Here is a 20,905-nt window from a genome sequence, read left to right as displayed (position 1 = left end):
TTAAGCGGTCGCCAAAGCTCAGCTTGCGGCGCGCTCCAGTTCGGTCTTCGGGGCGTAGTAGTGGCCGAAGCGGTTGGCGAGGAAGGTATCGAGGGCGATATCCTCCTGGCGGACGAAGCCGTTCGTCGGGATATTGCCATCGGCAAGCAGATCGAGAACGGCGCAGATGCTACCTGCGGTGGTGATCTGAATGCCGCTGTGCATGCGCCCGGCGACCACGCCGCTATAGACCTTGTTTGCGTAGGTCTCCTGGATGAGCCGGCCATCGCGGAAGCCGGAGACGGTCACGAAGACGACGACGACGTCCTGCGTCGTGGTCGGCAGCGCGTTCTCAAGAATGTCCTTCAGCACCTCACGGCGGTGGCGCAGGCCGAGGTCGTTGAGGAGCGCCTTGAAGATCGCGGCGTGGCCGGGATAGCGAATCGTCTTATAGTTCAGCGTCCGGACCTTGCCCTTGAGCGTTTCGCAGAGCGTCCCGAGACCGCCGGACGTATTGAATGCTTCATAGGTGACGCCGTCGAGCGAGAATTCTTCGCGCTCTTCCATCGCCGGCACTTCGATCAGCGAACCTTCGACGATCGCTTCGCAGGGTTCGATATATTCGTTGATGACGCCGTCCGTGCTCCAGGTGAGATTATAGTTGAGCGCGTTCGACGGATATTGCGGCAGGGCGCCCACGCGCATGCGCACGCTCTCAAGGGTGTCGAAGCGCTTAGCAAGGTCATTGGCAACGATCGAGATGAAGCCGGGTGCAAGGCCGCATTGCGGAATGAAAGCGGTCTTCGCCTTAGCGCCGATCGCCTTGACCAGGCGGGTCGATTCGACGTCCTCCGTCAGGTCGAGATAGTGAATCCCGGCGTCTGCGGCGGCTTCGGCAATGGCAACCGTGAGCTGGAATGGCGCGGCGCTCAAAACCGCGAATTTGCCGGCAAGCAGAGTGACAAGAGTCTTTTTGTCGGCAATGTCGACGGTGGCGGTCGAGATGGCGTCGTGCTCTTCGATCTGGCGCAACTGCTCGGCGCTGCGATCGGCGACGCAGACGCGATAATCGCCGGAATGCGCCAGCATTCGCGCGATGGTCGAACCGATCTTGCCGGCGCCGATAACGACGATGTCCTTCATTCTTTTCCCCCGGAGTATGAGCTTCTTCATTGCTCATTGTCCTGCGGCGGCAGGTTGATTTGAAGCGCGAAAATGGCTAAATCGCTGGCCAATATTCGGCATTTCGCCGAAGCGGATCGACGATATGCAGGTGACGGACAAAGACCGCGAGCTCCTCGCCATCCTGAGCGAAAACGCCCGCATGCCGACGGCAACGATTGCGCGCCGGCTCGGCCTCTCGCGCACGACGGTGCAGGCGCGCATTGAACGACTGGAGCGGGAGGGCGTCATCGCGGGCTACGGCGTGCGCCTTTCGGAAAGCTACGAGAGGGGCCTGGTGAAGGCGCATGTGCTGATCACGATTGCGTCGCGGGCTCTGAGCCGGGTCACCCCTGAACTCAGTGCGATCCGCGAGATCCGCACACTGCATTCGGTCAGCGGCAGTTTCGACCTGATCGCGATCGTGGCGGCGGCCTCCATCAGCGAACTCGACCTGCTGATCGATCGTATCGGCGAAATCGAAGGTGTCGAAAAAACCTTGTCGTCGATCATCCTTTCGACGCGCATAGACCGCTGAGCTCCCGCGTCTTTTAGATCGGGCGGAAAACCGTGCAGACTTTTCCTCAGCCCGCTCTATCGGCGCTTGGATCGCTCATCCGCCCGGTGATCGGAGGTCGCTTCCTGTCGTTCTCCGGACGAACTGGACGGCTCATTCCAAGCGTCCGGCCCACGAACGAAAGAAGCCATCGAGCCATCGCCGGGCGTCAGCCATTTCGCGCGATCGAAATAGAGTTCCGCGATGCTCTTCGGTCTCGTCCGCGCCGCCTGATTGGCGAGGAAATTGTAGCGGGGCGTGTCGCCCGACTCCTGCTTGAACTGGATGCGACTGCCGAAGCGCTTGAGATCGAACTCGTGCAGCGCCTGGATCTTCAAGGCGATGCTCTCCCTATCCGCCCAGCGGACCTGGGTGAGGAAGACCGAAGCCGCCGTGGCCGCGGCGCTTGTGACCGCCTGGGTGTCTTCGGCGTGCTCGATGTTCAGCTTCACCCGGAACGACGTGATCTCATCCTCGCCGCTGCCTTTGACGAAGATGAAAATGGAGGAACTCTTCTCCTCGTCTGGGCGGGCAAAGGGAACGAGGGACGAGCACTCCCATCTGCCGCTCTCGGCGGACTTCCACGCGAGCTCGCTAAACCCCGCCTCGCGCAAGCCTTCGCAGAGCGCGCGGGGGTCACTGCGGATTTGGCGGAGAAACTGCTGCTCCGGGGTATGCAGATCGTCGAATATGCGGGCCGGCAGGAGCGTGGTTGGCGGTTGCAGTTTCTTGGCAACTTCGGGAATCGGTTGGGGTTGCTTCTCTGCTTCGAGCGAGCTCGTCGGCAGCCCGAATGCGGCCAGGAGATGCTTTAGATTGCGTTGCTCGTTGGCGAGGAGCACCGTCGCCAGGATAGCAGTGAAAACCAGCCCGACGGCGGCAAAGAAGAAAGCGATGCCGGAACGGCCTTTCTGCTTTCTCTCCATGTTGCCTCATTGCTCCGCCTTGGACGGCGCACAATACGTGATCATGGCATCGGCGTCCAACAGCGCCGTGCGTCTTTTCAGACGCACAAAGGTCGTTGTAGCACTTTGAATTGCTGCATGTTTTTTATCCTTAAATCGGTTCCGATTTAGGGAAACATGCAGAGGAGGCATCGCCCGCAATGAAGGGGATTCCAGGTGATCCGCATCGGCCGAAGATCCGCCTCGCTGTGCTTCGCACCCGACTGCGTTAGTCGACGCTCGTCCGCCGCGCCTCCATGCGAGCCGCCTTCCAGATGGAATAGGCGAAGGCGATGAGGAAGATCGCGGTCATGAGCATCACGATGGTCGGAGCCGGCGCGCTGTCGATGAAGAAGGAGAGGTAGACGCCCGAGAAGGAGGCGATGACGGCCACCGCCACTGCAGCGATCAGCATGGCGCCAAACGTTCGGGTCAGGAGATAGGCAATTGCCCCGGGCGCGATCAGCATGGCGATGGCGAGGATCAGCCCCACGGCTTTGAGCGCGCCGACGATCGTCAGTGACAGGATCGCGAGCAAGCCGTAGTGCAGCCATCCGACTGGCAGGCCCACGGCGCGCGCCTGGGCGGGGTCGAAGGCATGCAGCAGCAGATCGCGCCATTTCAGGCCGAGAATGCCGGCCGCAAGCAGGGCGATAACGCCCGTCTCCAGAATATCGCCCCAGCCGATGCCGAGCATGTCGCCAAAAAGGATATGGTCGAGATGCACATCGCTCTGGATCTTGGTGTAGAGCACCAGGCCGAAGCCGAACATGCCGGAAAAGACGATGCCCATCACAGTGTCCTGCTTGATGCGGCTGTTCTCCTTGAGATAGCCGGTGAAGAGCGCGCAGCACATGCCGGCGACAAAGGCGCCAAGCGCGAGCGGCAGGCCCAGGATGTAGGAGAGCACGACGCCGGGGAAGACCGCGTGCGAGATCGCGTCGCCCATCAGCGACCAGCCCTTCAGCACCAGAAAGCAGGAAAGCATCGCCGTCGGGACCGCGACCAGAACCGATATGAGGAGCGCATTGCGCATGAACTCGAATTCGAAGACGGCGAGCAGCATGTCGAGCGAGATCATGGCGCCGCCTCCAGCGCCTCGGACGCTCGGCGACGGGCGGCGAGCAATCCGTGTTTTGGGGCGAGGAGAAAGGCGAGAAGGAAGATCAGCGTCTGCAGAACGATGATGATGCCGCCGGTGGCGCCGTCAAGGAAGTAGCTCGAATAGGCGCCGACGAAGCTCGTCAGCGCCCCGATGACGATGCTGATTACAATCAGCCGCGGAAAACGGTCGGTGAGCAGATAGGCGGTTGCCCCGGGCGTCACGACCATGGCGATCACGAGGAATGCGCCGACGGTCTGCAGGGCGGCGACCGTGCAGGCCGAGAGCAGGGTGAAGAACAGCACCTTCAGGAAGGTTGTGTTGATGCCGATCGAGCGGGCGTGGCTCTCGTCGAAGAACGTCACCATCAGGTCTTTCCATTTCGCCCAGAGGATCGCCAGCGAGACGATGCCGATGATCGCGAGCTGCAGCGTGTCGGCGGGCGTGATGGCGAGGATATTGCCGAGCACGATTGTCTGGATGTTCACCGAGGTCGGCGACAGCGACACCATGAAAAGGCCGAGACCGAAGAAGGAGGTGAAGATGAGACCGATGATCGTATCCTCCTTCAGCCGTGTTCGCTGATTGAGGAACAGCATGGCGGCGGCGGCTAGCGCGCCGGAAAAGAAAGCGCCGAGCGAAAAAGGAAGGCCGAGCATATAGGCGCCTGCAACGCCGGGCACGATCGAATGGGAGAGCGCGTCGCCGATGAGCGACCAGCCTTTGAGCATGAGATAAGCCGACAGAAAGGCACAGACGGCGCCGACGAGCGCGCTGACCCACATGGCGTTCAGCATGTAATCGTAGGTGAACGGCTCGCTAAGCGTGGCGATCATTCTTCGTCCGCCTCCGGCTCCGTTTCGGGCTTCGCCGGTTGCGCCACCATCCGGTCTCGAGCGCCGTACATGACGAGCGGGCGCTCGTCGTCGCTGATGACGGAAAGCTGGCGTGGATCGGCGTCGTCGTGCAGGTTCGCGCCGCCGAGCACGAAGTGCCGCAGCACGCCGCCGAAGGCGACCTCGAGATTGTCGCGGGTGAAGGTGGTTTCCGTCGGACCGTAGGCAAGCACGGTGTTCTTGAGCAGTATGGCGCGGTCGCAGAATTCCGGTACGCTGCCGAGGTTATGGGTGGAGACGAGCATGACCCGTCCTTCCTCCCGAAGACCGATCAGCAGGCGGATGATGGCGTCCTCGGTCTTCACGTCGACGCCGGTGAAGGGCTCATCCAACAGGATGACCCGGCCGTCCTGCGCGAGGGCGCGGGCGAGAAAAACCCGCTTTTTCTGCCCGCCGGAAAGCTCGCCGATCTGGCGCTTGCGGAAATCGCTCATGCCAACCCGCGCCAATGCCGCCGCTACCGCCTCATGATCGATCTTCTTCGGCGTGCGGAGCATGTTCATGTGGCCGTAACGGCCCATCATCACCACATCCTCGACGAGGACCGGGAAATTCCAGTCCACTTCTTCCGCTTGCGGGACGTAGGCGACGAGATTCTGCCTAAGCGCCTGCGACACAGAAAGGCCGAGGATCGAAATATCGCCCTTCGCCAGCCGGACGAAGCCCATGATCGCTTTGAACAGTGTCGATTTGCCGCTGCCGTTGACGCCGACCAGAGCCGTGATCGTGCCGGTCGGGATCTCGAAGGAGGCATCGCGCAGCGCCCGATGACCGCTGCGGTAGGTCACCGTTGCGTCGCTGACGCGAATACCGCTTCCCTGGTCTGCCGGAGCCGGCTGAGCGCGGGCTCGTGCCTTTACCTGAAGGTTCATTGCGATAGACCTTTCGCGATCGTTTCGGATGTGACGCGCAGAAGATCGATATAGGTCGGCACGGGGCCATCGGCCTCGCTTAGAGAATCGACATAGAGCACGCCGCCATATTTTGCACCCGTCTCACGCGCCACCTGCTTCGCCGGATCGGGCGAAATCGTGCTCTCGGAAAAGACCACCGGAATGTGGTTGGCCCGCACCGCATCAATCACCTTGCGCACCTGCTGCGGCGTGCCCTGCTGGTCGGCGTTGATCGGCCAGAGATAAAGCTCCTTCATGCCGAAATCGCGGGCAAGATAGCTGAAGGCGCCCTCGCTCGAAACCAGCCAGCGCCTTTCCGGCGGGATCTTGTCGAGCTCCGCCCTGATAGGCGCGATCGTCCCCTCGATCTTCCGTTTGTAGGCTTCGGCGTTTGCCTTGTAAATTTCCGCATTCTGCGGGTCGAATTTGACGAAAGCGTCGCGAATGTTATCGACGTAGATCAGGGCGGCCGACGGCGACATCCAGGCATGCGGGTTCGGTTTGCCCGTATAGGGGCCCTCGGCAATGCCCATGGGCTCGACGCCTTCGGATACGATGACACCCGGAATGTCGTCGAAGTTCTGGAAGAATTTTTCGAACCAGAGTTCGAGGTTCAGGCCGTTCCAGAAGATGAGTTTCGCATCGTGCGCCTTGAGAATGTCGCGCGGAGTCGGCTGATAGTTGTGGATCTCTGCTCCCGGCTTGGTGATCGATTCGACGACTGCGGCATCGCCTGCGACGTTCCGCGCCATGTCGGCAATGACCGTGAAGGTGGTGACTGCCTTGAGTTTTTCCTGCGCCTGCGCCGCGCCGGGAACGAGGAAAGAGGCAGCCATTGCCGCTGCTGCCGCGAGTATCATGCGCCTCGTGCGATCGATCATTCACCACTCCTCTGACCACGTCACGGTTTAAGCCGGCACTATGGGTAGGCGAATGAGTTGCATAAGTCAATGCAAATGAGAACCATTCGCAACTAGCTATTTTCAAAGCGGCCGCCCTTGGCTAGTGTCGCCGCATGAGACAGAGCAAGAATCGGATCAAGGAACTGGAGGGGCTGCTCCGCGATGGAGGCGTGCGCGTCACCCGCCAGCGCGCGGCGATCCTGAAGATTCTGGCCGAAGCCGAAGATCATCCCGATGCGAGCGAATTGCACCGGCGCGCGAAGGAAATCGACGCGACTGTATCGCTGTCGACGGTCTACCGGACACTATCGGCGCTGGAGCAGCAAGGGGTCGTGCAGCGTCACGCCTTCGAGAGCGCAACCGCCCGATTCGAGACGGCCGATGCGCCGCACCACGACCATCTGATCGACATCGATACCGGCGCGGTGATCGAGTTTCGCTCGGACAAGATCGAACAGTTGCAGGCGGAAATCGCCGCCGAGCTCGGCTACGACCTGGTACGCCACCGGCTGGAACTCTACTGCCGGAAGCGCAAGGATTGACGGATCAGCCCTTTACAAGAGCTGCCGGCAAGATACGCCGCGCGGGTATAGTCATCGCCGCGACACCGAGGATGATACAGACGAGGCCGCCCCAGACCGTCGATGACAGCGTCTCGCCGAGAAACAGAACGCCGATCGCGACGCCCACGGGGACGCGTACATAGGCCTGGGCGGTTGCGCCGACGGAACCGAGTGTCTGGATCAGCCGGAAGTAGATGGCGAAGGCGAGCGCTGTCGAGAACGCCGACAGGCAGAGGAGCGCGATCAGCGATTGTGGCGAAGGGGTGAGCGTCCACGGCTGGTCGATGATCAGGCTTGCCGGAATAAGCAAGATGGCGCCCGAGATCAGCGATCCGGCGGCCGGGATGATCGGATCCAGGTCCTTGAAGCTCTTGCCGAAAATCGCAGCACCCGCATAGCAGATGGTTGCTATTACGATCGCGATCTGCGGCACGAGTTGCTCGCAGACACCGCGAAGCGCCTCGAAGCCGATGATCAGGGTCGTTCCGGTCAGACCTGCAACGACGCCCAGAAACCTGCGCGCAGTGGAGGGCTCGTGGCGAGTGATCAGCGCCGTCAGCAGGAAGGCGAAGATCGGCGTGGTCGAATTGAGGATCGCGGCGACGCCGGCGTCGATGGTGCGTTCGGCCCAGGCGATCATCGTAAAGGGAAAAACGCTGTTGAGGCAGGCCTGCAACACGAACCGCCGCCACGTGGCCGCGTCGCGCGGCAAGGATAGACCGCGCCATCCGATGACGGCGAGAAGGATCGCCCCGGCAATCAGGGTGCGGGCGGCGATGAGCGTTATCGGCGGAATGGTTTCGACGCCGATTTTGATGAAGGTGTAGGACGCGCCCCAGAGGGTCGCAAGGGTGAGAAGAAGCAGCAATTCGAAGGCGAAATTAGTCTTCGTCGTGGCCATCGTCGATCAGGTCCTTTCGGCTGGCGCGGGATGAGGAAAAGTGTGCGCGGTTTTCCGCCCGCATCCCGCGCTAACTTATTAGAATCGGTCACGTTCATGATTTAGGTCGATCCGACCTAAGATCATCGTGATCTGGACTATGGCGTTCTTCTAACCTCTTTGGACACGCAGATGCTTCGACTTTGATCGAAGTGTCAGTGCGGCGATAGACGGCGGCACTGCGGATCCGGGTTTCCTGCAAAATTTCAGGGTGCTCGATATGGTGTCGAGCGGCGAATTCCACATCCATCAGATGGGCGACCTCGTGCTGCCAAGAACGGCGCCCGGCCCGCACGCCTCAAGCAAGAAATGGACACAAGAAAACCGGGGCTGTTTCCAGCCCCGGCGCCGCATCTCCCGTATTCTTACGCCGCCCGAGACATTTCGGGCGGCGCTTTTACGTCAGGCTCAGTTCGTCTGCCAGCTCTTGACCAGTTCGTCATAATTGACGGTGACCGGCTTTTCTTTTTCGTTCTCAACCTTCAACTGAGGAGCGAGGTTGCCGGCCTTAACGGCTTCCGCGTTCCAGTATTCGAGGTCGTGCTCTTCGGCGAGTTGAGGACCGATGTCGCCCTGGATACCGGCGCGTTCGAGGCGCTGCAGCACCTTCTCCTGCTCGGCGCAAAGCGAGTCCATGGCTTCCTGCGCGGTCTTGGCGCCGGAAGAAGCGTCACCGATCGCCTGCCACCAGAGCTGAGCAAGCTTCGGATAGTCAGGCACGTTCGTGCCGGTCGGCGACCACTGCAGGCGGGCCGGCGAGCGGTAGAACTCGATCAGACCGCCGAGCTTCGGTGCGCGCTCGGTAAAGCTCGGATGATCGAGTGTCGACTGGCGGATGAAGGTGAGGCCGACATGGCTCTTCTTCACGTCGATTGTCTTTGAGGTCACGAACTGCGCATAGAGCCAGGCGGCCTTGGCGCGATCGTCCGGGGTCGACTTCAGGAGCGTCCAGGAACCGGCGTCCTGATAGCCGAGCTTCATGCCATCCTTCCAGTAGACGCCATGCGGTGAGGGCGCCATGCGCCACTTCGGCGTACCGTCGGCATTGACGACCGGTAGACCATCCTTGACCATATCGGCGGTGAAGGCCGTGTACCAGAACATCTGCTGGGCGATCGCGCCCTGAGCCGGCACCGGACCGGATTCGGAGAAGGTCATCCCTTGAGCTTCCGGCGGCGCGTAGCTCTTGAGCCAAGTCAGGTACTTCTCGATCGAATAGACCGCTGCCGGGCCGTTGGTATCACCTCCGCGTGCAACGCAGGAACCGACCGGACGAGAATTTTCGTCCACCTTGATGCCCCATTCGTCGACCGGGCGGCCGTTCGGGATGCCCTTGTCGCCGTTGCCGGCCATCGACAGCCAGGCGTCGGTGAAGCGCCAGCCAAGCGACGGGTCCTTCTTGCCGTAGTCCATGTGGCCGTAGACCTTCTTGCCGTCGATCTCGCGGCCGTTGAAGAACTCGGCGATGTCCTCATAGGCAGACCAGTTGACCGGAACGCCGAGATCGTAGCCGTACTTGGCCTTGAATTCTTCCTGGATCTTCGGGTCGTTGAACCAGTCGTAGCGGAACCAGTAGAGGTTGGCGAACTGCTGGTCGGGAAGCTGGTAGAGCTTGCCGTCCGGAGCGGTGGTGAAGGACTTGCCGATGAAGTCATCGATGTCGAGGTTTGGATTGGTGACGTCCTTGCCTTCGTTCGCCATCCAGTCGGTCAGATTGCGGGCCTGCTGATAGCGCCAATGGGTGCCGATCAGGTCGCTATCGTTGATGTAGGCGTCATAGACGTTTTCGCCCGACTGCATCTGCGTCTGCAGCTTTTCGACGACGTCGCCTTCGCCGATCAGGTCATGCGTGATCTTGATGCCGGTGATGTCGGAGAAGGCCTTGGCAAGGGTCTTCGATTCATATTCATGCGTGGTGATCGTTTCGGAAACGACCTTGATCTCCATGCCGGCAAAAGGCTTTGCCGCATCGACAAACCATTGCATTTCCGCTTCTTGGGACGCGCGGTCGAGAGAGGAGAGATCGCCGATTTCCTTGTCCAGGAATTGCTTTGCCTCCTCCATGCCGGCGAAGGCCGTTCCTGTAAAAGCCAGCAGCATCACTGCCGTCGTTGTCAAAAGATGCCGTCGCATAATTTCCTCCCTTTGGGTTTTGCGATTGCGTTCCATTGCAGTTTCGAAGGACGCCGGCCGGCGTCCTTCATTCCGTACCTCAGACGTAGCGGAAGACGCCGATGGCGTAGATCACCGAGAGCGCGAGCGCCCACCAGAGATTCGTGCCGACGAGCCCCAACCAGGCGAGGTGAATGAATGCGCTTCCGAGCAGCGAGACGAAGAGCCGGTCGCCGCGCGTCGTCTCGAAGCGCAGAATGCCCACGCGCGGATTGCCGCCCGGCGAGAAATATTCCCATACCCCCATGCTGACGAGCATCAGCGCGATCGACAGGAAGAACAAAGCCGTCGGCAGCGTCCATGCCATCCATGAAAAATTCATGACGAAACCTCCTCAGACGCGGCCCAGGGCGAAGCCCTTGGCGATGTAGTTGCGGACGAAATAGATCACGAGCGCGCCGGGGATGATCGTCAGGACGCCGGCGGCCGCAAGCACACCCCAGTCGAGACCGGAGGCGGAGACCGTCCGGGTCATCGTCGCGGCGATGGGCTTGGCGTCGGTCGTCGTCAGCGTGCGGGCGATCAAGAGTTCGACCCACGAGAACATGAAGCAGAAGAAAGCGGCGACGCCGATGCCGGAAGCGATCAGCGGCACGAAAATCTTCACGAAGAAACGCGGGAAGGAATAGCCGTCGATATAGGCAGTTTCGTCGATCTCCTTCGGAACCCCCGACATGAAGCCTTCGAGGATCCAGACAGCCAACGGCACGTTGAACAGGCAATGTGCGATCGCCACCGCAATATGCGTGTCGATCAGGCCGAAGGCGGAATAGAGCTGAAAGAAGGGCAGCGCGAAAACCGCCGGCGGCGCCATCCGGTTGGTGAGCAGCCAGAAGAACAGGTGCTTGTCGCCGAGGAAGCGGTACCGCGAGAAAGCATAGGCCGCCGGCAGTGCCACCGTCACCGAGATCAGCGTGTTCAACACCACGTAGGTGATCGAGTTGATGTAGCCGTTATACCAAGAAGGATCGGTGAAGATCACCGTGTAGTTGCGAAGCGTGGGATTCTGCGGCCACAGCGAAAAGGTGCTGAGAATCTCGCTCGTCTCCTTGAAGCTCATATTAACGAGCCAGTAGATCGGCAGCAGCAGGAAGACGATGTAGATCGTCGGTACCAGCCAGGAGAGGCGCTGCGAAATCGGTTGTGTCGTTTTCATGATGTCTCCTCCCTCCTTTCTCAGCCCTGAGCGTCGCTGGTGGTCATCACGGTGTAGAAGATCCACGAGAGCAACAGGATGATGAGGAAGTAGATGATTGAGAGGGCTGCCGCCGGGCCGAGATCGAACTGGCCGATGGCCATCTTGACGAGGTCGATCGATAGGAAGGTGGTCGAGTTCCCAGGGCCGCCGCCGGTGACGACGAAGGGTTCCGTGTAGATCATGAACGAGTCCATGAAGCGCAGCAGGAAGGCGATCAGGAGCACGCGCTTCATCTTCGGAAGCTGGATGTAGCGGAAGACGGACCAGCGCGATGCACCGTCGATCTTGGCGGCCTGATAGTAGGCGTCAGGGATCGAGACGAGGCCGGCATAGCAGAGCAGCACGACAAGGCTTGTCCAGTGCCAGACGTCCATGATGATCAGTGTCACCCAGGCATCGATCGGGTTCTGCACGTAGTTGTAGTTGATGCCGAGCGATTCCAGCGTGCGGCCGAGCAGGCCGATGTCGACGCGCCCGAAGACCTGCCAGATGGTGCCGACGACGTTCCACGGAATGAGGAGCGGCAGTGCCATCAGCACCAGGCAGATCGGCACGCCGATGCCCTTTTTCGGCATGTTGAGCGCGATGAGGATGCCGAGCGGGATTTCGATCGCCAGGATGATCGCCGAGAAGATCAGATTACGGGCGAGAGCATCCCAGAAGCGGTCGGATTCGAGCACTTCCCGGAACCAGTCGGTGCCGGCCCAGAAGAACTCGTTGTTGCCGAACGTATCCTGCACCGAATAGTTGACGACGGTCATCAGCGGGATCACGGCAGAGAAGGCGACGAGCACCAGCACTGGCAGGACCATGAACCAGGCCTTGTTGTTCCAGGTCTTTTCCATGTCAGGCCTCCTCGCCGACGCGCCAGGAATCGGCATAGATGTTGATCGCCTTCGGATCGAAGGTGACGCGCGGTTCGGCGGGAATCTCGCGGTCCTCGTCGACGATGATGGAGATCGGCAGGTCGGCGAAGCGCGCGCGGACGATCTTGTGGCGCCCGATGTCCTCGACCTTGGCGATTGCGACCGGCATGCCTTCGCGGCCAAGCGAGACGAATTCCGGGCGGATCCCGAGTTCGGTCTTCGCGCCGGGCTTGATCTTCGGCAGGAAGTTCAAGGCAATATTCTCGCCGCCGATTGCCGCCGTGTTTCCGGCTATCTTTGCCGGCAGCACGTTCATGCCCGGAGAGCCGATAAAATAGCCGACGAAGGTGTGCCGCGGCCGTTCGAAAAGTTCGGCGGGCGTGCCGATCTGGACGATCTGGCCGTCATACATGACGACGACCTTGTCGGCGAAAGTCAGTGCCTCGGTCTGGTCATGCGTCACATAGACCATGGTGAAGCCGAACTGCTTGTGCAGTCGCTTGATCTGCGAGCGCAGTACCCATTTCATTTCCGGGTCGATGACGGTCAGCGGCTCATCGAAGAGGATGGCGCTGACGTCGGAGCGAACGAGACCGCGGCCGAGCGAGATCTTCTGCTTCTGATCCGCCGTCAATCCGCGCGCGGTCTTCTTCGCCCAGCCGCCGAGGCCAGTCATGTCGATGATTTCCTTGACACGGCGGTCGACTTCGGCTTCCGGCACGTGGCGATTGCGAAGCGGAAAGGCGAGATTGTCGTAGACGGTCATCGTGTCGTATATGACCGGGAACTGGAACACCTGGGCGATGTTGCGTTCCTGGGTGGACAGATGCGTCACATCGTGGCCGTCGAAGAGAATGCGGCCTTCCGATGGGTTGATAAGGCCCGAAATGATGTTGAGAAGCGTGGTCTTGCCGCAGCCGGAAGGACCGAGCAGCGCATAGGCGCCGCCATCGTTCCATTCGTGATGGACCTCCCTCAGGGCGTAATCGGACTCCGACTTCGGCTTGGGGCCGTAGGCGTGGCGGATATGTTCAAGATCGATGCGTGCCATGGTGTCCTCCCAGCGCCTCCTCAGGCGGTTCCGCCGATCGCCCGCCCATCCGGCCCGAAGGCCATCAGGTGACGGGTATCGACAAAGACCTCGAGGACCGCGTCCGGTTCGATGTCGTGAATGCCGGGCGCGAGCATGACCCAGCGCGCGCCGGCAAAACCGACGTGAATGAAGCTTTCCGAACCGGCGATCTCGGAAATCGCCGTCTTGACGGTGAGCCGGTTGTCGCCTCCGTTAGGCGGATCGAAAGAAATGTGATGCGGCTGGAACGCGACCGTGCAGGGCCCGTCGGGAACCGCGGACAGATGACCGGGAACGGAAAGGATCGGCTTCGCATCGAGCGTGAAGCTGGTTCCGGTCTTCACCAGTTCGATCGTGTTTAACGGCGGGTCGGCAAAGGTGCGGGCGGTGACGATATCGGCCGGACGGCGATAGACGTCGATGGTGCGCCCGAACTGGGTGATGCGTCCCTCGCTCAGGGTCGCGGTGTTGCCACCGAGCAGCAGCGCCTCCGACGGCTCGGTCGTTGCATAGACGAAGATCGCGCCGGAGGCGGAGAAGATCTTCGGAAGCTCCTCGCGCAGTTCCTCGCGCAGCTTGTAGTCGAGGTTGGCAAGCGGCTCGTCGAGCAGCACCAAGTCGGCATTCTTGACGATGGCGCGCGCAAGCGCGGTTCGTTGCTGCTGGCCGCCGGAAAGATTCAAAGGCGTGCGGTCGAGATAGGGAGTGAGTTTCAAGAGCTCTGCCGCCTTGCGCACTTCCCGGTCGATCGTGGCGGCGTCGGCGCCTTTGATGCGCATCGGCGAGGCGATGTTGTCGTAGACCGTCATCGCCGGATAATTGATGAACTGCTGATAAACCATCGCGATGGAGCGTTGCTGCACGCGCACGCCGGTGACGTCGGCGCCGTCGAAGTGAATCGAACCGGAGGCAGGCTTGTCGAGACCGGCCATCAGCCGCATCAGCGACGTCTTGCCGGAAAGGGTCGGGCCGAGCAGCACGTTGAGCGACCCCCTCTCCAGCACAAGGTTGGTCGGGTGAATATGCGTCTCCCCGCCCACGACCTTGGTTATATTCTTCATTTCAAGCATTGAATTCTCCGGTGTTCCACCCAGCCATCGGCAGTTTCAATTGCGGGATATCAGGCGGCGGCGTTGGCTGCGTCGCGCATATATCCCTCCAGCTCCACGGCTTCTGCCGGCGAGAGCTTAAGCCCCAGCTTCGTGCGGCGCCAGAGCACGTCCTCCGCGCGGCGCGCCCATTCCTGCCCAATCAGCCAATCGACTTCGATTTCGTAGAGATCCGCGCCGAAATGCCTTCCAAGATCCGCCTCGCTCGCGGCACTTCCGAGAAGCCGTCCCGTCTCCGTGCCGTAGAGACGCACCAGGCGTCGGGCATGCGGCTTGGCGAGAAAGGGATATCTTGCTTTCAGTTTCGCGACCTCTGCGTCATACCCGGTCGCCGGAAAATCGCCGCCCGGCAGGTGCGATCCGGCGGTCCATTTCCCGCCCCTGACGCCAATCGCCTCGCCGATTTTCTCGAGCGCGGATTCCGCAAGCCGCCGGTAGGTGGTGAGCTTACCGCCGAAGACGTTCAGAAGCGGAGCCTCCCCGTTCTGGCTCTCAAGCCGCAACACGTAGTCGCGCGTCGCCTCCTGCGCCTTGCTTGCGCCGTCGTCGTAAAGAGGGCGCACGGCCGAATAGGTCCAGACGATATCGCCCCTGGTGACGGGGTCGGCGAAATATTCGCTCGCCGCGCTGCAGAGATAGTCGATCTCGGCATCGCTGATGCGCACATCCGCAGGATTGCCGGTGTAATCCCGGTCCGTGGTGCCGATGAGCGTGAAGTCGTCTTCGTAAGGAATGGCGAACATGATCCGCCCGTCCGGATTCTGGAAGAAATAGGCGCGTGGATCGTCGAATTTCTTCTTCACCACGATATGGCTGCCCTGGACCAAGCGCACATTGTGAACGTCGTTCTTGCCGATCGCGCCCGCGAGCACCTGATCCACCCATGGGCCGGTGGCATTGACGAGCATGCGGGCGCGTACGGTCGCCCGCGCGCCTGTCGCCATGTTCTCGGTTTCGACCGCCCAGCGGCCGTCCTTCCGGTGCGCGGCCACGACTCGGGTGCGCGCCATGATCTGCGCGCCGCGATCGGCGGCGTCGCGGGCATTAAGCACCACCAGACGAGCATCGTTGACCCAACCGTCGGAATATTCGAACGCCTTGGTGAAAAGCCGCTTCAACGGCGCCCCCGCCGGATCGCGGGTCATGTCCAGTGTGCCTGTCGCCGGCAGCAGCTGGCGCCCGCCGATATGATCGTAGAGAAAAAGGCCAAGGCGGATCAGCCAGGCCGGGCGCGGACCGCCCTTGTGATAGGGAAGAACAAAGCGCATCGGCCAAATGACATGCGGCGCCATCGCCCAGAGCACTTCGCGCTCCATCAACGCTTCGCGCACGAGGCGGAACTCGTAGTGTTCGAGATAGCGCAGGCCGCCGTGGATGAGCTTGGTGGAACCGGACGAGGTACCGGAGGCGAAATCGTTCATTTCGGCGAGCGCGACGGAATATCCCCGACCAGTCGCATCACGGGCAATGCCGCATCCGTTGATGCCGCCGCCTATGATGAAGACGTCGAAGATTGCCTGCTCTGACACTGTAAGTTCCCCTCCACATTTCGCAATGCACAATTTAAAACGCCTCGCGAAAGTGAAAGCAGTAAAAACGAAAACATTTCGAATGTCAAACGAATGTTTCCCGAATCTTAGGCGGCGCCAACGCGCCTCGGCTCAGCTTCGGTCTCTACCAGCCGCACGCCTTGTTCGGTGCAAATTTTCCGTACGTTTTCAATGATGCAGCGGTCGGTGATGAAGGTTTGCACCTGAGAGATATGGGCGATGCGCACTGGCGCGGTGCGTTCGAATTTGGTCGAGTCCGAAACGAGGATGACGTGGCGCGCATTGGCGATGATCGCCTGGGCGACTTTCACTTCGCGATAGTCGAAATCGAGCAGTGCGCCGTCATGGTCGATTGCGGAGGCGCCGATGACGGCGAAATCCACCTTGAACTGCTTGATGAAATCGACGGCGGCTTCTCCAACGATGCCGCCATCGGAGCCGCGCACCACGCCCCCGGCGATCACCACTTCGATCGATGGGAACACGCGCAAGCGGTTGGCGACATTGATGTTATTGGTGATGACCATCAATTCCCGATGATCGAGCAGCGCTTCTCCGACCGCCTCGGTCGTGGTGCCGATATTGATGAAAAGCGACGCATTGTCAGGGATCAGCGCTGCTGCCGCACGGCCGATCGCCTGCTTTTCCGCCGCCGCGATCTGGCGGCGGGCATCGTATTTCACGTTCTCTTTGCCGCTCGGGAAGATGGCGCCGCCATGAATGCGGTTTAAAACTCTGGCGTCGCAGAGATCGTTGAGGTCCTTGCGAATCGTCTGCGGCGTTACCGAAAAGCGCTGCGCGAGTTCGTCGACGAGCACGCGGCCTTCGCTCTTCGCCAGATCCAGAATTTCCGCTTGTCGGCCGCTGAGATACATGCCCCGCACCCTCGGTTTCGTTTTCTTTCATAATATGCAAAAACGAAAGGCGCGCAATTTCAGAATCAGCGTTTCCAGCGAGTTCGATTTTCGGCGCGTCGAGAGACCGGCGCGACAGTTGCAATCTGTCGAGGGATGCGCCAGCCTGTCTCACCGAGAGAGGAAGACAAAGCATGTATCATCCGGCCTTGTTCAAGGGCATGAATGTGGTGGTGACCGGCGGGGGCCGCGGCATCGGCCTCGAGGTTGCGCGCCAGTTCCTCGATTGCGGCGCGCGGGTTCTGGTCCACATGGGCCGGACCATCGACCGCGAGCGCCACGATTTTCTCGAGCTGGCGGCGAGCGAGGGCAGGGCCTTCCTGTGCGCCGCCGACTTTCTTGTCCCCGGCGGGGTCGAGAGCCTCGCCGATGAGGTCAGGAGCCGCTTCGAGAGCCTCGAAGCGCTCGTCAACAACGCCGGCACCATGGTCGGCCGCTTCGCGGCGGCGGAACTGACCGACGAGGACTATCGGACCGTCGTCCAACTCAATCAGACCTCGGTCGTCGAAATGACCCGGGCGATGCTGCCGCTCCTGCGCAAGGGCACACATCCGGCGATCGTCAACACCGTATCAATCTCGGCGCGCAGCGGCGGCAGCACCGGCTCGTCCGTCTATTCCGCCACCAAGGCCTTCGTCTCCACCTATTCGAAGGCGCTGGCGCGCGAACTGGCGCCGGAAGGTATCCGCGTCAACTGCGTCTCTCCCGGCACGATCGCGACCGATTTCCACGCGCGCTACTCCTCGCCGGAGAAACTGGAGGCGACGCGCAAAACAATACCGCTTGCGCGGCTCGGCACTGCCGAGGATTGCGCTCCCGCCTATCTCTTTCTCGCGTCGCACGCGCTTTCCGGCTACATCACCGGCCAGGTGCTGGAGGTAAATGGCGGTCAGCTCATGTGCTGAGATCAAATTTGAGCCCTGGAAATGATCGATAAGCTGGAGTTTTTTCTCGCGCTTGCCCGCGAACGGCATTTCGGCCGGGCGGCGGAGGAGTGCGGGGTGACGCAGCCGACGCTCTCCGCCGCGATCCGCCAACTCGAAGATCAGCTCGGCGTGATCCTGGTCAATCGGGGATCGCGTTTTCAGGGGCTGACGCCGGAGGGCCAGCGAGTGCTGGAATGGGCGCGACGGATCGTCAGCGATACGCGCACCATGCGCGAGGAGATGCGTGCGGCGCGCAAGGGCCTGTCGGGGCATATCCGGCTTGCGGCGATACCGACGACGCTCGCGATGGTGCCGATGATAACGGCACCGTTTCAGGAGAAGCATCCGGACGTCACATTTTCCGTGCTTTCGACCACGTCGCTGCAGATTCTGGCACTCCTCGAAAACCTCGAGATCGATGCCGGATTGACTTATCTGGAGAACGAGCCGCTCGGCCGCGTGACGAGCGTGCCGCTGCAGATCGAGCAATATCATCTTGTTACCGCCGCCGGCACGCCGCTTTCGGATCGTGAAAGCGTGACCTGGAAAGAGGTTAGCGGCATTCGGCTTTGTCTATTGACGGCGGATATGCAGAACCGGCGGATCATAAACCAGCATTTTGCCGAGGCGGGCGCGGTCGCGACCCCGACACTCGAATCGAACTCGATGATCGTACTTTTTTCGCACGTGCGGACCGGCCGCTGGGCGAGCATCATGCCTTATAACGTCGCGAAATCGTTTGGTTTTCACGAGGATATCCGGATGATCCCGATCGTCGAACCGGACGTGCGCCACACCGTCGGGCTCGTCGCCACCTACCGCGAACCCTTCACGCCCCTGGTGTCCGCCCTTCTGCACGAAGCGCGCATCATCGGCGAGCGCAACGCAGATCAATAGGTTTTTTCTATCGATCGACGGTTTAGCCTTATTGACCCACCCGGCCATAAGCGCGAAGTTTATTTCTATGGGCAAAGACCGACGAGGCTCCGGTCCTTGCCAATGTGTAATTAGACCTTCGGTGCGGTGACGGTCGGGCGTCAAGCCTGAGACCGCAGCGTGCCGCGAGCCGGGAGGGCTCCCCGCGTGAACATTCATCTGCCGCGTGCAGACGTCAGCGAGCGAACGCTGGCGATCATTGACGAACTCAAAGGGCTCGAGGGTCCGCTTCTTCCCATTCTGCACGAAATCCAGGAAGAGTTCGGCTATGTGCCGCAGGAGAGCCTGCCGTTGCTCGCCCGCGAATTGAACCTGTCGCGCGCGGAAGTCTACGGCGTCGTCACCTTCTATCATGATTTCCGCGATCATCCCGCAGGACGCCATGTGCTCAAGCTCTGTCGTGCCGAAGCTTGTCAGTCGATGGGTGGCGACCGGCTCGCCGAGCGCGCCAAGCAATTGCTGGGGATCGACTTTCACGAGACGACTCCCGACGGTGCCGTGACACTCGAGCCCGTCTACTGTCTCGGGCTCTGTTCCTGCGCACCCTCCGCGATGTTCGACGGAGAGGTGCATGGAAGGGTCGATGGTGCGGACCTCGAGGCGCTGGTCACGGAGGCGCGCCGATGAGCGTGAAGATTTACATTCCGCGTGACGCCGCAGCGCTCGCCCTTGGTGCCGAACAGGTGGCGAAGGCAATGGCCGATGGAATTGCCGCGCGCGGGCTCGATGCCTCGATCATCCGCAACGGTTCGCGTGGCATGCACTGGCTGGAGCCGCTGGTCGAAGTGGAGACCGCGGAGGGCCGCATCGCCTATGGGCCGGTGAAGGGGCGCGATGTGGCCTCGCTTCTCGACGCCGGGCTCCTATCGGGCGGCGAGCACCCTCTCTGTCTTGGCAAGACCGATGAAATCCCATTCCTGAAGCAGCAGACGCGGCTGACTTTCGCCCGCTGTGGCGTCATCGATCCGCTCTCGCTTGACGACTACCGCGCCCATGGCGGGCTGCGCGGTCTCGAAAAGGCGGTCGCCATGCAGGCGGCGGCAATCGTCGCGGAAGTCACCGAGAGCGGCCTTCGCGGTCGCGGCGGTGCCGGCTTCCCGACTGGCATCAAATGGAAGACGGTCCTCGAGGCCGCTGGTTCGCGCAAATATATCGTCTGCAACGCCGACGAGGGCGATAGCGGCACTTTTGCCGACCGGATGATCATGGAGGGCGACCCCTTCGTACTGATCGAAGGCATGGCGATCGCAGGGATCGCGACCGGCGCAACCAGGGGCTACGTCTACACGCGGTCCGAATATCCTCATGCGATCGCGGCAATGACCGAGGCGATCGAGATCGCCCGCGCCGCCGGCGTACTCGGCGGCGCGGTGCTCGGTTCTGGCCATGCATTCGACATGGAAGTGCGCACCGGCGCCGGGGCCTATGTCTGCGGCGAGGAAACCGCGCTGCTGAATAGCCTCGAAGGAAAGCGTGGTCTCGTCCGCGCCAAGCCGCCGCTGCCAGCCCATAAAGGCCTCTTCGACTGTCCGACGGTCATCAACAACGTCATTTCGCTCGCCTCGGTGCCGGTCATCATGGACAAGGGCGCTGCCTTCTACCGTGACTTCGGCATGGGTCGGTCGCGCGGCACGATCCCGATCCAGATTGCCGGCAACGTCAAGCACAGCGGTCTTTACGAGATCGCTTTCGGCCTGTCCCTCGGTGAGATCGTCGACAACATCGCAGGCGGCACCGCGAGTGGCCGGCCGGTCAAGGCGGTCCAGGTCGGCGGTCCGCTCGGCGCCTATTTCCCGCGCGCATTGTTCGATACGCCGTTCGACTACGAGGCCTTCGCGGCGAAGGACGGGCTGATCGGCCATGCCGGCATCGTCGTCTTCGACGATACGGTCGACATGTTGAAGCAGGCGCGCTTCGCCATGGAGTTTTGTGCGGTCGAGAGCTGCGGCAAGTGTACGCCCTGTCGTATCGGATCGACGCGCGGCGTGGAAGTTGCGGAAAAGATCGCGGCCGGCGTCGAGCCGGAAAAGAACCGCAAGCTGCTCGCCGATCTCTGCAACACGATGAAATTCGGCTCACTCTGCGCGCTCGGCGGCTTCACGCCCTATCCTGTGATGAGCGCGATGACGCATTTCCCGGAGGATTTTTCGCCGGCGCCGGCGGTGGAGGCTGCGGAATGAAGATGGCGACGCAAGTCACGCCCCTCTGGCCCGCCGGCCATCTCCC

General features: G+C 61.3%; 21 protein-coding genes. 6 read left to right on the top strand and 15 right to left on the bottom strand.

The genetic code is table 11. The annotated features are described in order from the left end of the window. Window positions 1–18 precede the first annotated feature (18 nt). On the bottom strand, window positions 19–1,122 hold the full coding sequence (locus PYH37_RS27890) for a saccharopine dehydrogenase family protein (protein WP_280735991.1): 1,104 nt from the start codon (window positions 1,120–1,122) through the stop codon (window positions 19–21). 124 nt (window positions 1,123–1,246) lie between these two features. Here PYH37_RS27890 and PYH37_RS27885 point away from each other — a divergent pair, with 124 nt between their 5' ends. Next, the gene (locus tag PYH37_RS27885; RefSeq protein WP_280734714.1) at window positions 1,247–1,678 is read left to right on the top strand and encodes an Lrp/AsnC family transcriptional regulator; all 432 of its coding nucleotides are present in this window, start codon (window positions 1,247–1,249) and stop codon (window positions 1,676–1,678) included. A gap of 56 nt (window positions 1,679–1,734) precedes the next feature. Here the strand turns inward: PYH37_RS27885 and PYH37_RS27880 are convergent, their stop codons facing one another. From PYH37_RS27880 to PYH37_RS27860, 5 genes are all read right to left on the bottom strand, one after another. Continuing rightward, a complete protein-coding gene (locus PYH37_RS27880) occupies window positions 1,735–2,622 on the bottom strand; it encodes a DUF6030 family protein (RefSeq protein ID WP_280734713.1) in 888 nt (295 codons plus the stop codon). Window positions 2,623–2,869: 247 nt separating this feature from the next. Then, on the bottom strand, window positions 2,870–3,721 hold the full coding sequence (locus tag PYH37_RS27875) for a metal ABC transporter permease (RefSeq protein WP_280734711.1): 852 nt from the start codon (window positions 3,719–3,721) through the stop codon (window positions 2,870–2,872). Further along, complete coding sequence (locus tag PYH37_RS27870) at window positions 3,718–4,578, bottom strand: metal ABC transporter permease (protein ID WP_280734710.1); 861 nt, start codon at window positions 4,576–4,578, stop codon at window positions 3,718–3,720. Before PYH37_RS27870 ends, PYH37_RS27875 begins: the two co-directional genes overlap by 4 nt. Then, a complete protein-coding gene (locus tag PYH37_RS27865; protein ID WP_280734709.1) occupies window positions 4,575–5,510 on the bottom strand; it encodes a manganese/iron ABC transporter ATP-binding protein in 936 nt (311 codons plus the stop codon). Before PYH37_RS27865 ends, PYH37_RS27870 begins: the two co-directional genes overlap by 4 nt. Continuing rightward, a complete protein-coding gene (locus PYH37_RS27860; RefSeq protein ID WP_280734708.1) occupies window positions 5,507–6,412 on the bottom strand; it encodes a metal ABC transporter substrate-binding protein in 906 nt (301 codons plus the stop codon). The genes PYH37_RS27865 and PYH37_RS27860 overlap by 4 nt, the downstream gene beginning before the upstream one ends. 134 nt (window positions 6,413–6,546) lie before the next feature. On the opposite strand from PYH37_RS27860, the gene PYH37_RS27855 reads away from it, so the two are divergent. Continuing rightward, complete coding sequence (locus tag PYH37_RS27855; protein ID WP_280734707.1) at window positions 6,547–6,975, top strand: Fur family transcriptional regulator; 429 nt, start codon at window positions 6,547–6,549, stop codon at window positions 6,973–6,975. Between the two features lie 4 nt (window positions 6,976–6,979). Here PYH37_RS27855 and PYH37_RS27850 read toward each other — a convergent pair whose 3' ends face one another. The 9 genes from PYH37_RS27850 to PYH37_RS27810 all read right to left on the bottom strand — a co-directional run bounded on the left by PYH37_RS27850 (window position 6,980) and on the right by PYH37_RS27810 (window position 16,778). Continuing rightward, window positions 6,980–7,897, bottom strand: coding sequence for a DMT family transporter (locus PYH37_RS27850; protein ID WP_280734706.1), 918 nt, complete (start codon window positions 7,895–7,897; stop codon window positions 6,980–6,982). A 447-nt stretch (window positions 7,898–8,344) separates the two neighbouring features. After that, window positions 8,345–10,069 (bottom strand): ABC transporter substrate-binding protein, encoded by a 1,725-nt coding sequence (locus PYH37_RS27845; RefSeq protein WP_280734705.1) that lies wholly within the window; start codon window positions 10,067–10,069, stop codon window positions 8,345–8,347. A gap of 79 nt (window positions 10,070–10,148) precedes the next feature. Further along, the gene (locus PYH37_RS27840; protein WP_280734704.1) at window positions 10,149–10,430 is read right to left on the bottom strand and encodes a DUF2160 domain-containing protein; all 282 of its coding nucleotides are present in this window, start codon (window positions 10,428–10,430) and stop codon (window positions 10,149–10,151) included. Window positions 10,431–10,442: 12 nt separating this feature from the next. Next, window positions 10,443–11,264 (bottom strand): carbohydrate ABC transporter permease, encoded by an 822-nt coding sequence (locus tag PYH37_RS27835; RefSeq protein ID WP_280734703.1) that lies wholly within the window; start codon window positions 11,262–11,264, stop codon window positions 10,443–10,445. A gap of 20 nt (window positions 11,265–11,284) precedes the next feature. Continuing rightward, window positions 11,285–12,151, bottom strand: a complete 867-nt coding sequence (locus PYH37_RS27830; RefSeq protein ID WP_280734702.1) for a carbohydrate ABC transporter permease — start codon at window positions 12,149–12,151, stop codon at window positions 11,285–11,287. Window position 12,152: 1 nt separating this feature from the next. Further along, a complete protein-coding gene (locus PYH37_RS27825; protein ID WP_280734701.1) occupies window positions 12,153–13,223 on the bottom strand; it encodes an ABC transporter ATP-binding protein in 1,071 nt (356 codons plus the stop codon). Between the two features lie 20 nt (window positions 13,224–13,243). Further along, on the bottom strand, window positions 13,244–14,314 hold the full coding sequence (locus tag PYH37_RS27820) for an ABC transporter ATP-binding protein (RefSeq protein ID WP_280734699.1): 1,071 nt from the start codon (window positions 14,312–14,314) through the stop codon (window positions 13,244–13,246). A 50-nt stretch (window positions 14,315–14,364) separates the two neighbouring features. After that, entirely contained in the window at window positions 14,365–15,882 is a 1,518-nt protein-coding gene (gene glpD / locus PYH37_RS27815; protein ID WP_280734698.1) for a glycerol-3-phosphate dehydrogenase, read from the bottom strand. 107 nt (window positions 15,883–15,989) lie between these two features. After that, a complete protein-coding gene (locus PYH37_RS27810) occupies window positions 15,990–16,778 on the bottom strand; it encodes a DeoR/GlpR family DNA-binding transcription regulator (protein WP_280734697.1) in 789 nt (262 codons plus the stop codon). A gap of 173 nt (window positions 16,779–16,951) precedes the next feature. Between PYH37_RS27810 and PYH37_RS27805 the strand changes: the two genes are divergently transcribed. The 4 genes from PYH37_RS27805 to PYH37_RS27790 all read left to right on the top strand — a co-directional run bounded on the left by PYH37_RS27805 (window position 16,952) and on the right by PYH37_RS27790 (window position 20,859). Continuing rightward, entirely contained in the window at window positions 16,952–17,722 is a 771-nt protein-coding gene (locus tag PYH37_RS27805) for an SDR family NAD(P)-dependent oxidoreductase (protein ID WP_280734695.1), read from the top strand. Window positions 17,723–17,743: 21 nt separating this feature from the next. After that, window positions 17,744–18,640 (top strand): LysR family transcriptional regulator, encoded by an 897-nt coding sequence (locus PYH37_RS27800; protein WP_280734694.1) that lies wholly within the window; start codon window positions 17,744–17,746, stop codon window positions 18,638–18,640. A gap of 186 nt (window positions 18,641–18,826) precedes the next feature. Further along, complete coding sequence (locus PYH37_RS27795) at window positions 18,827–19,306, top strand: formate dehydrogenase subunit gamma (protein WP_280734693.1); 480 nt, start codon at window positions 18,827–18,829, stop codon at window positions 19,304–19,306. Next, window positions 19,303–20,859, top strand: coding sequence for a formate dehydrogenase beta subunit (locus PYH37_RS27790; RefSeq protein WP_280734692.1), 1,557 nt, complete (start codon window positions 19,303–19,305; stop codon window positions 20,857–20,859). The genes PYH37_RS27795 and PYH37_RS27790 overlap by 4 nt, the downstream gene beginning before the upstream one ends. Window positions 20,860–20,905: the final 46 nt, after the last annotated feature.

The organism is Sinorhizobium numidicum, assembly GCF_029892045.1.
GTDB classification, from domain to species: Bacteria; Pseudomonadota; Alphaproteobacteria; order Rhizobiales; family Rhizobiaceae; genus Sinorhizobium; species Sinorhizobium numidicum.
This window is presented reverse-complemented; position numbering and strand designations above follow the sequence as displayed.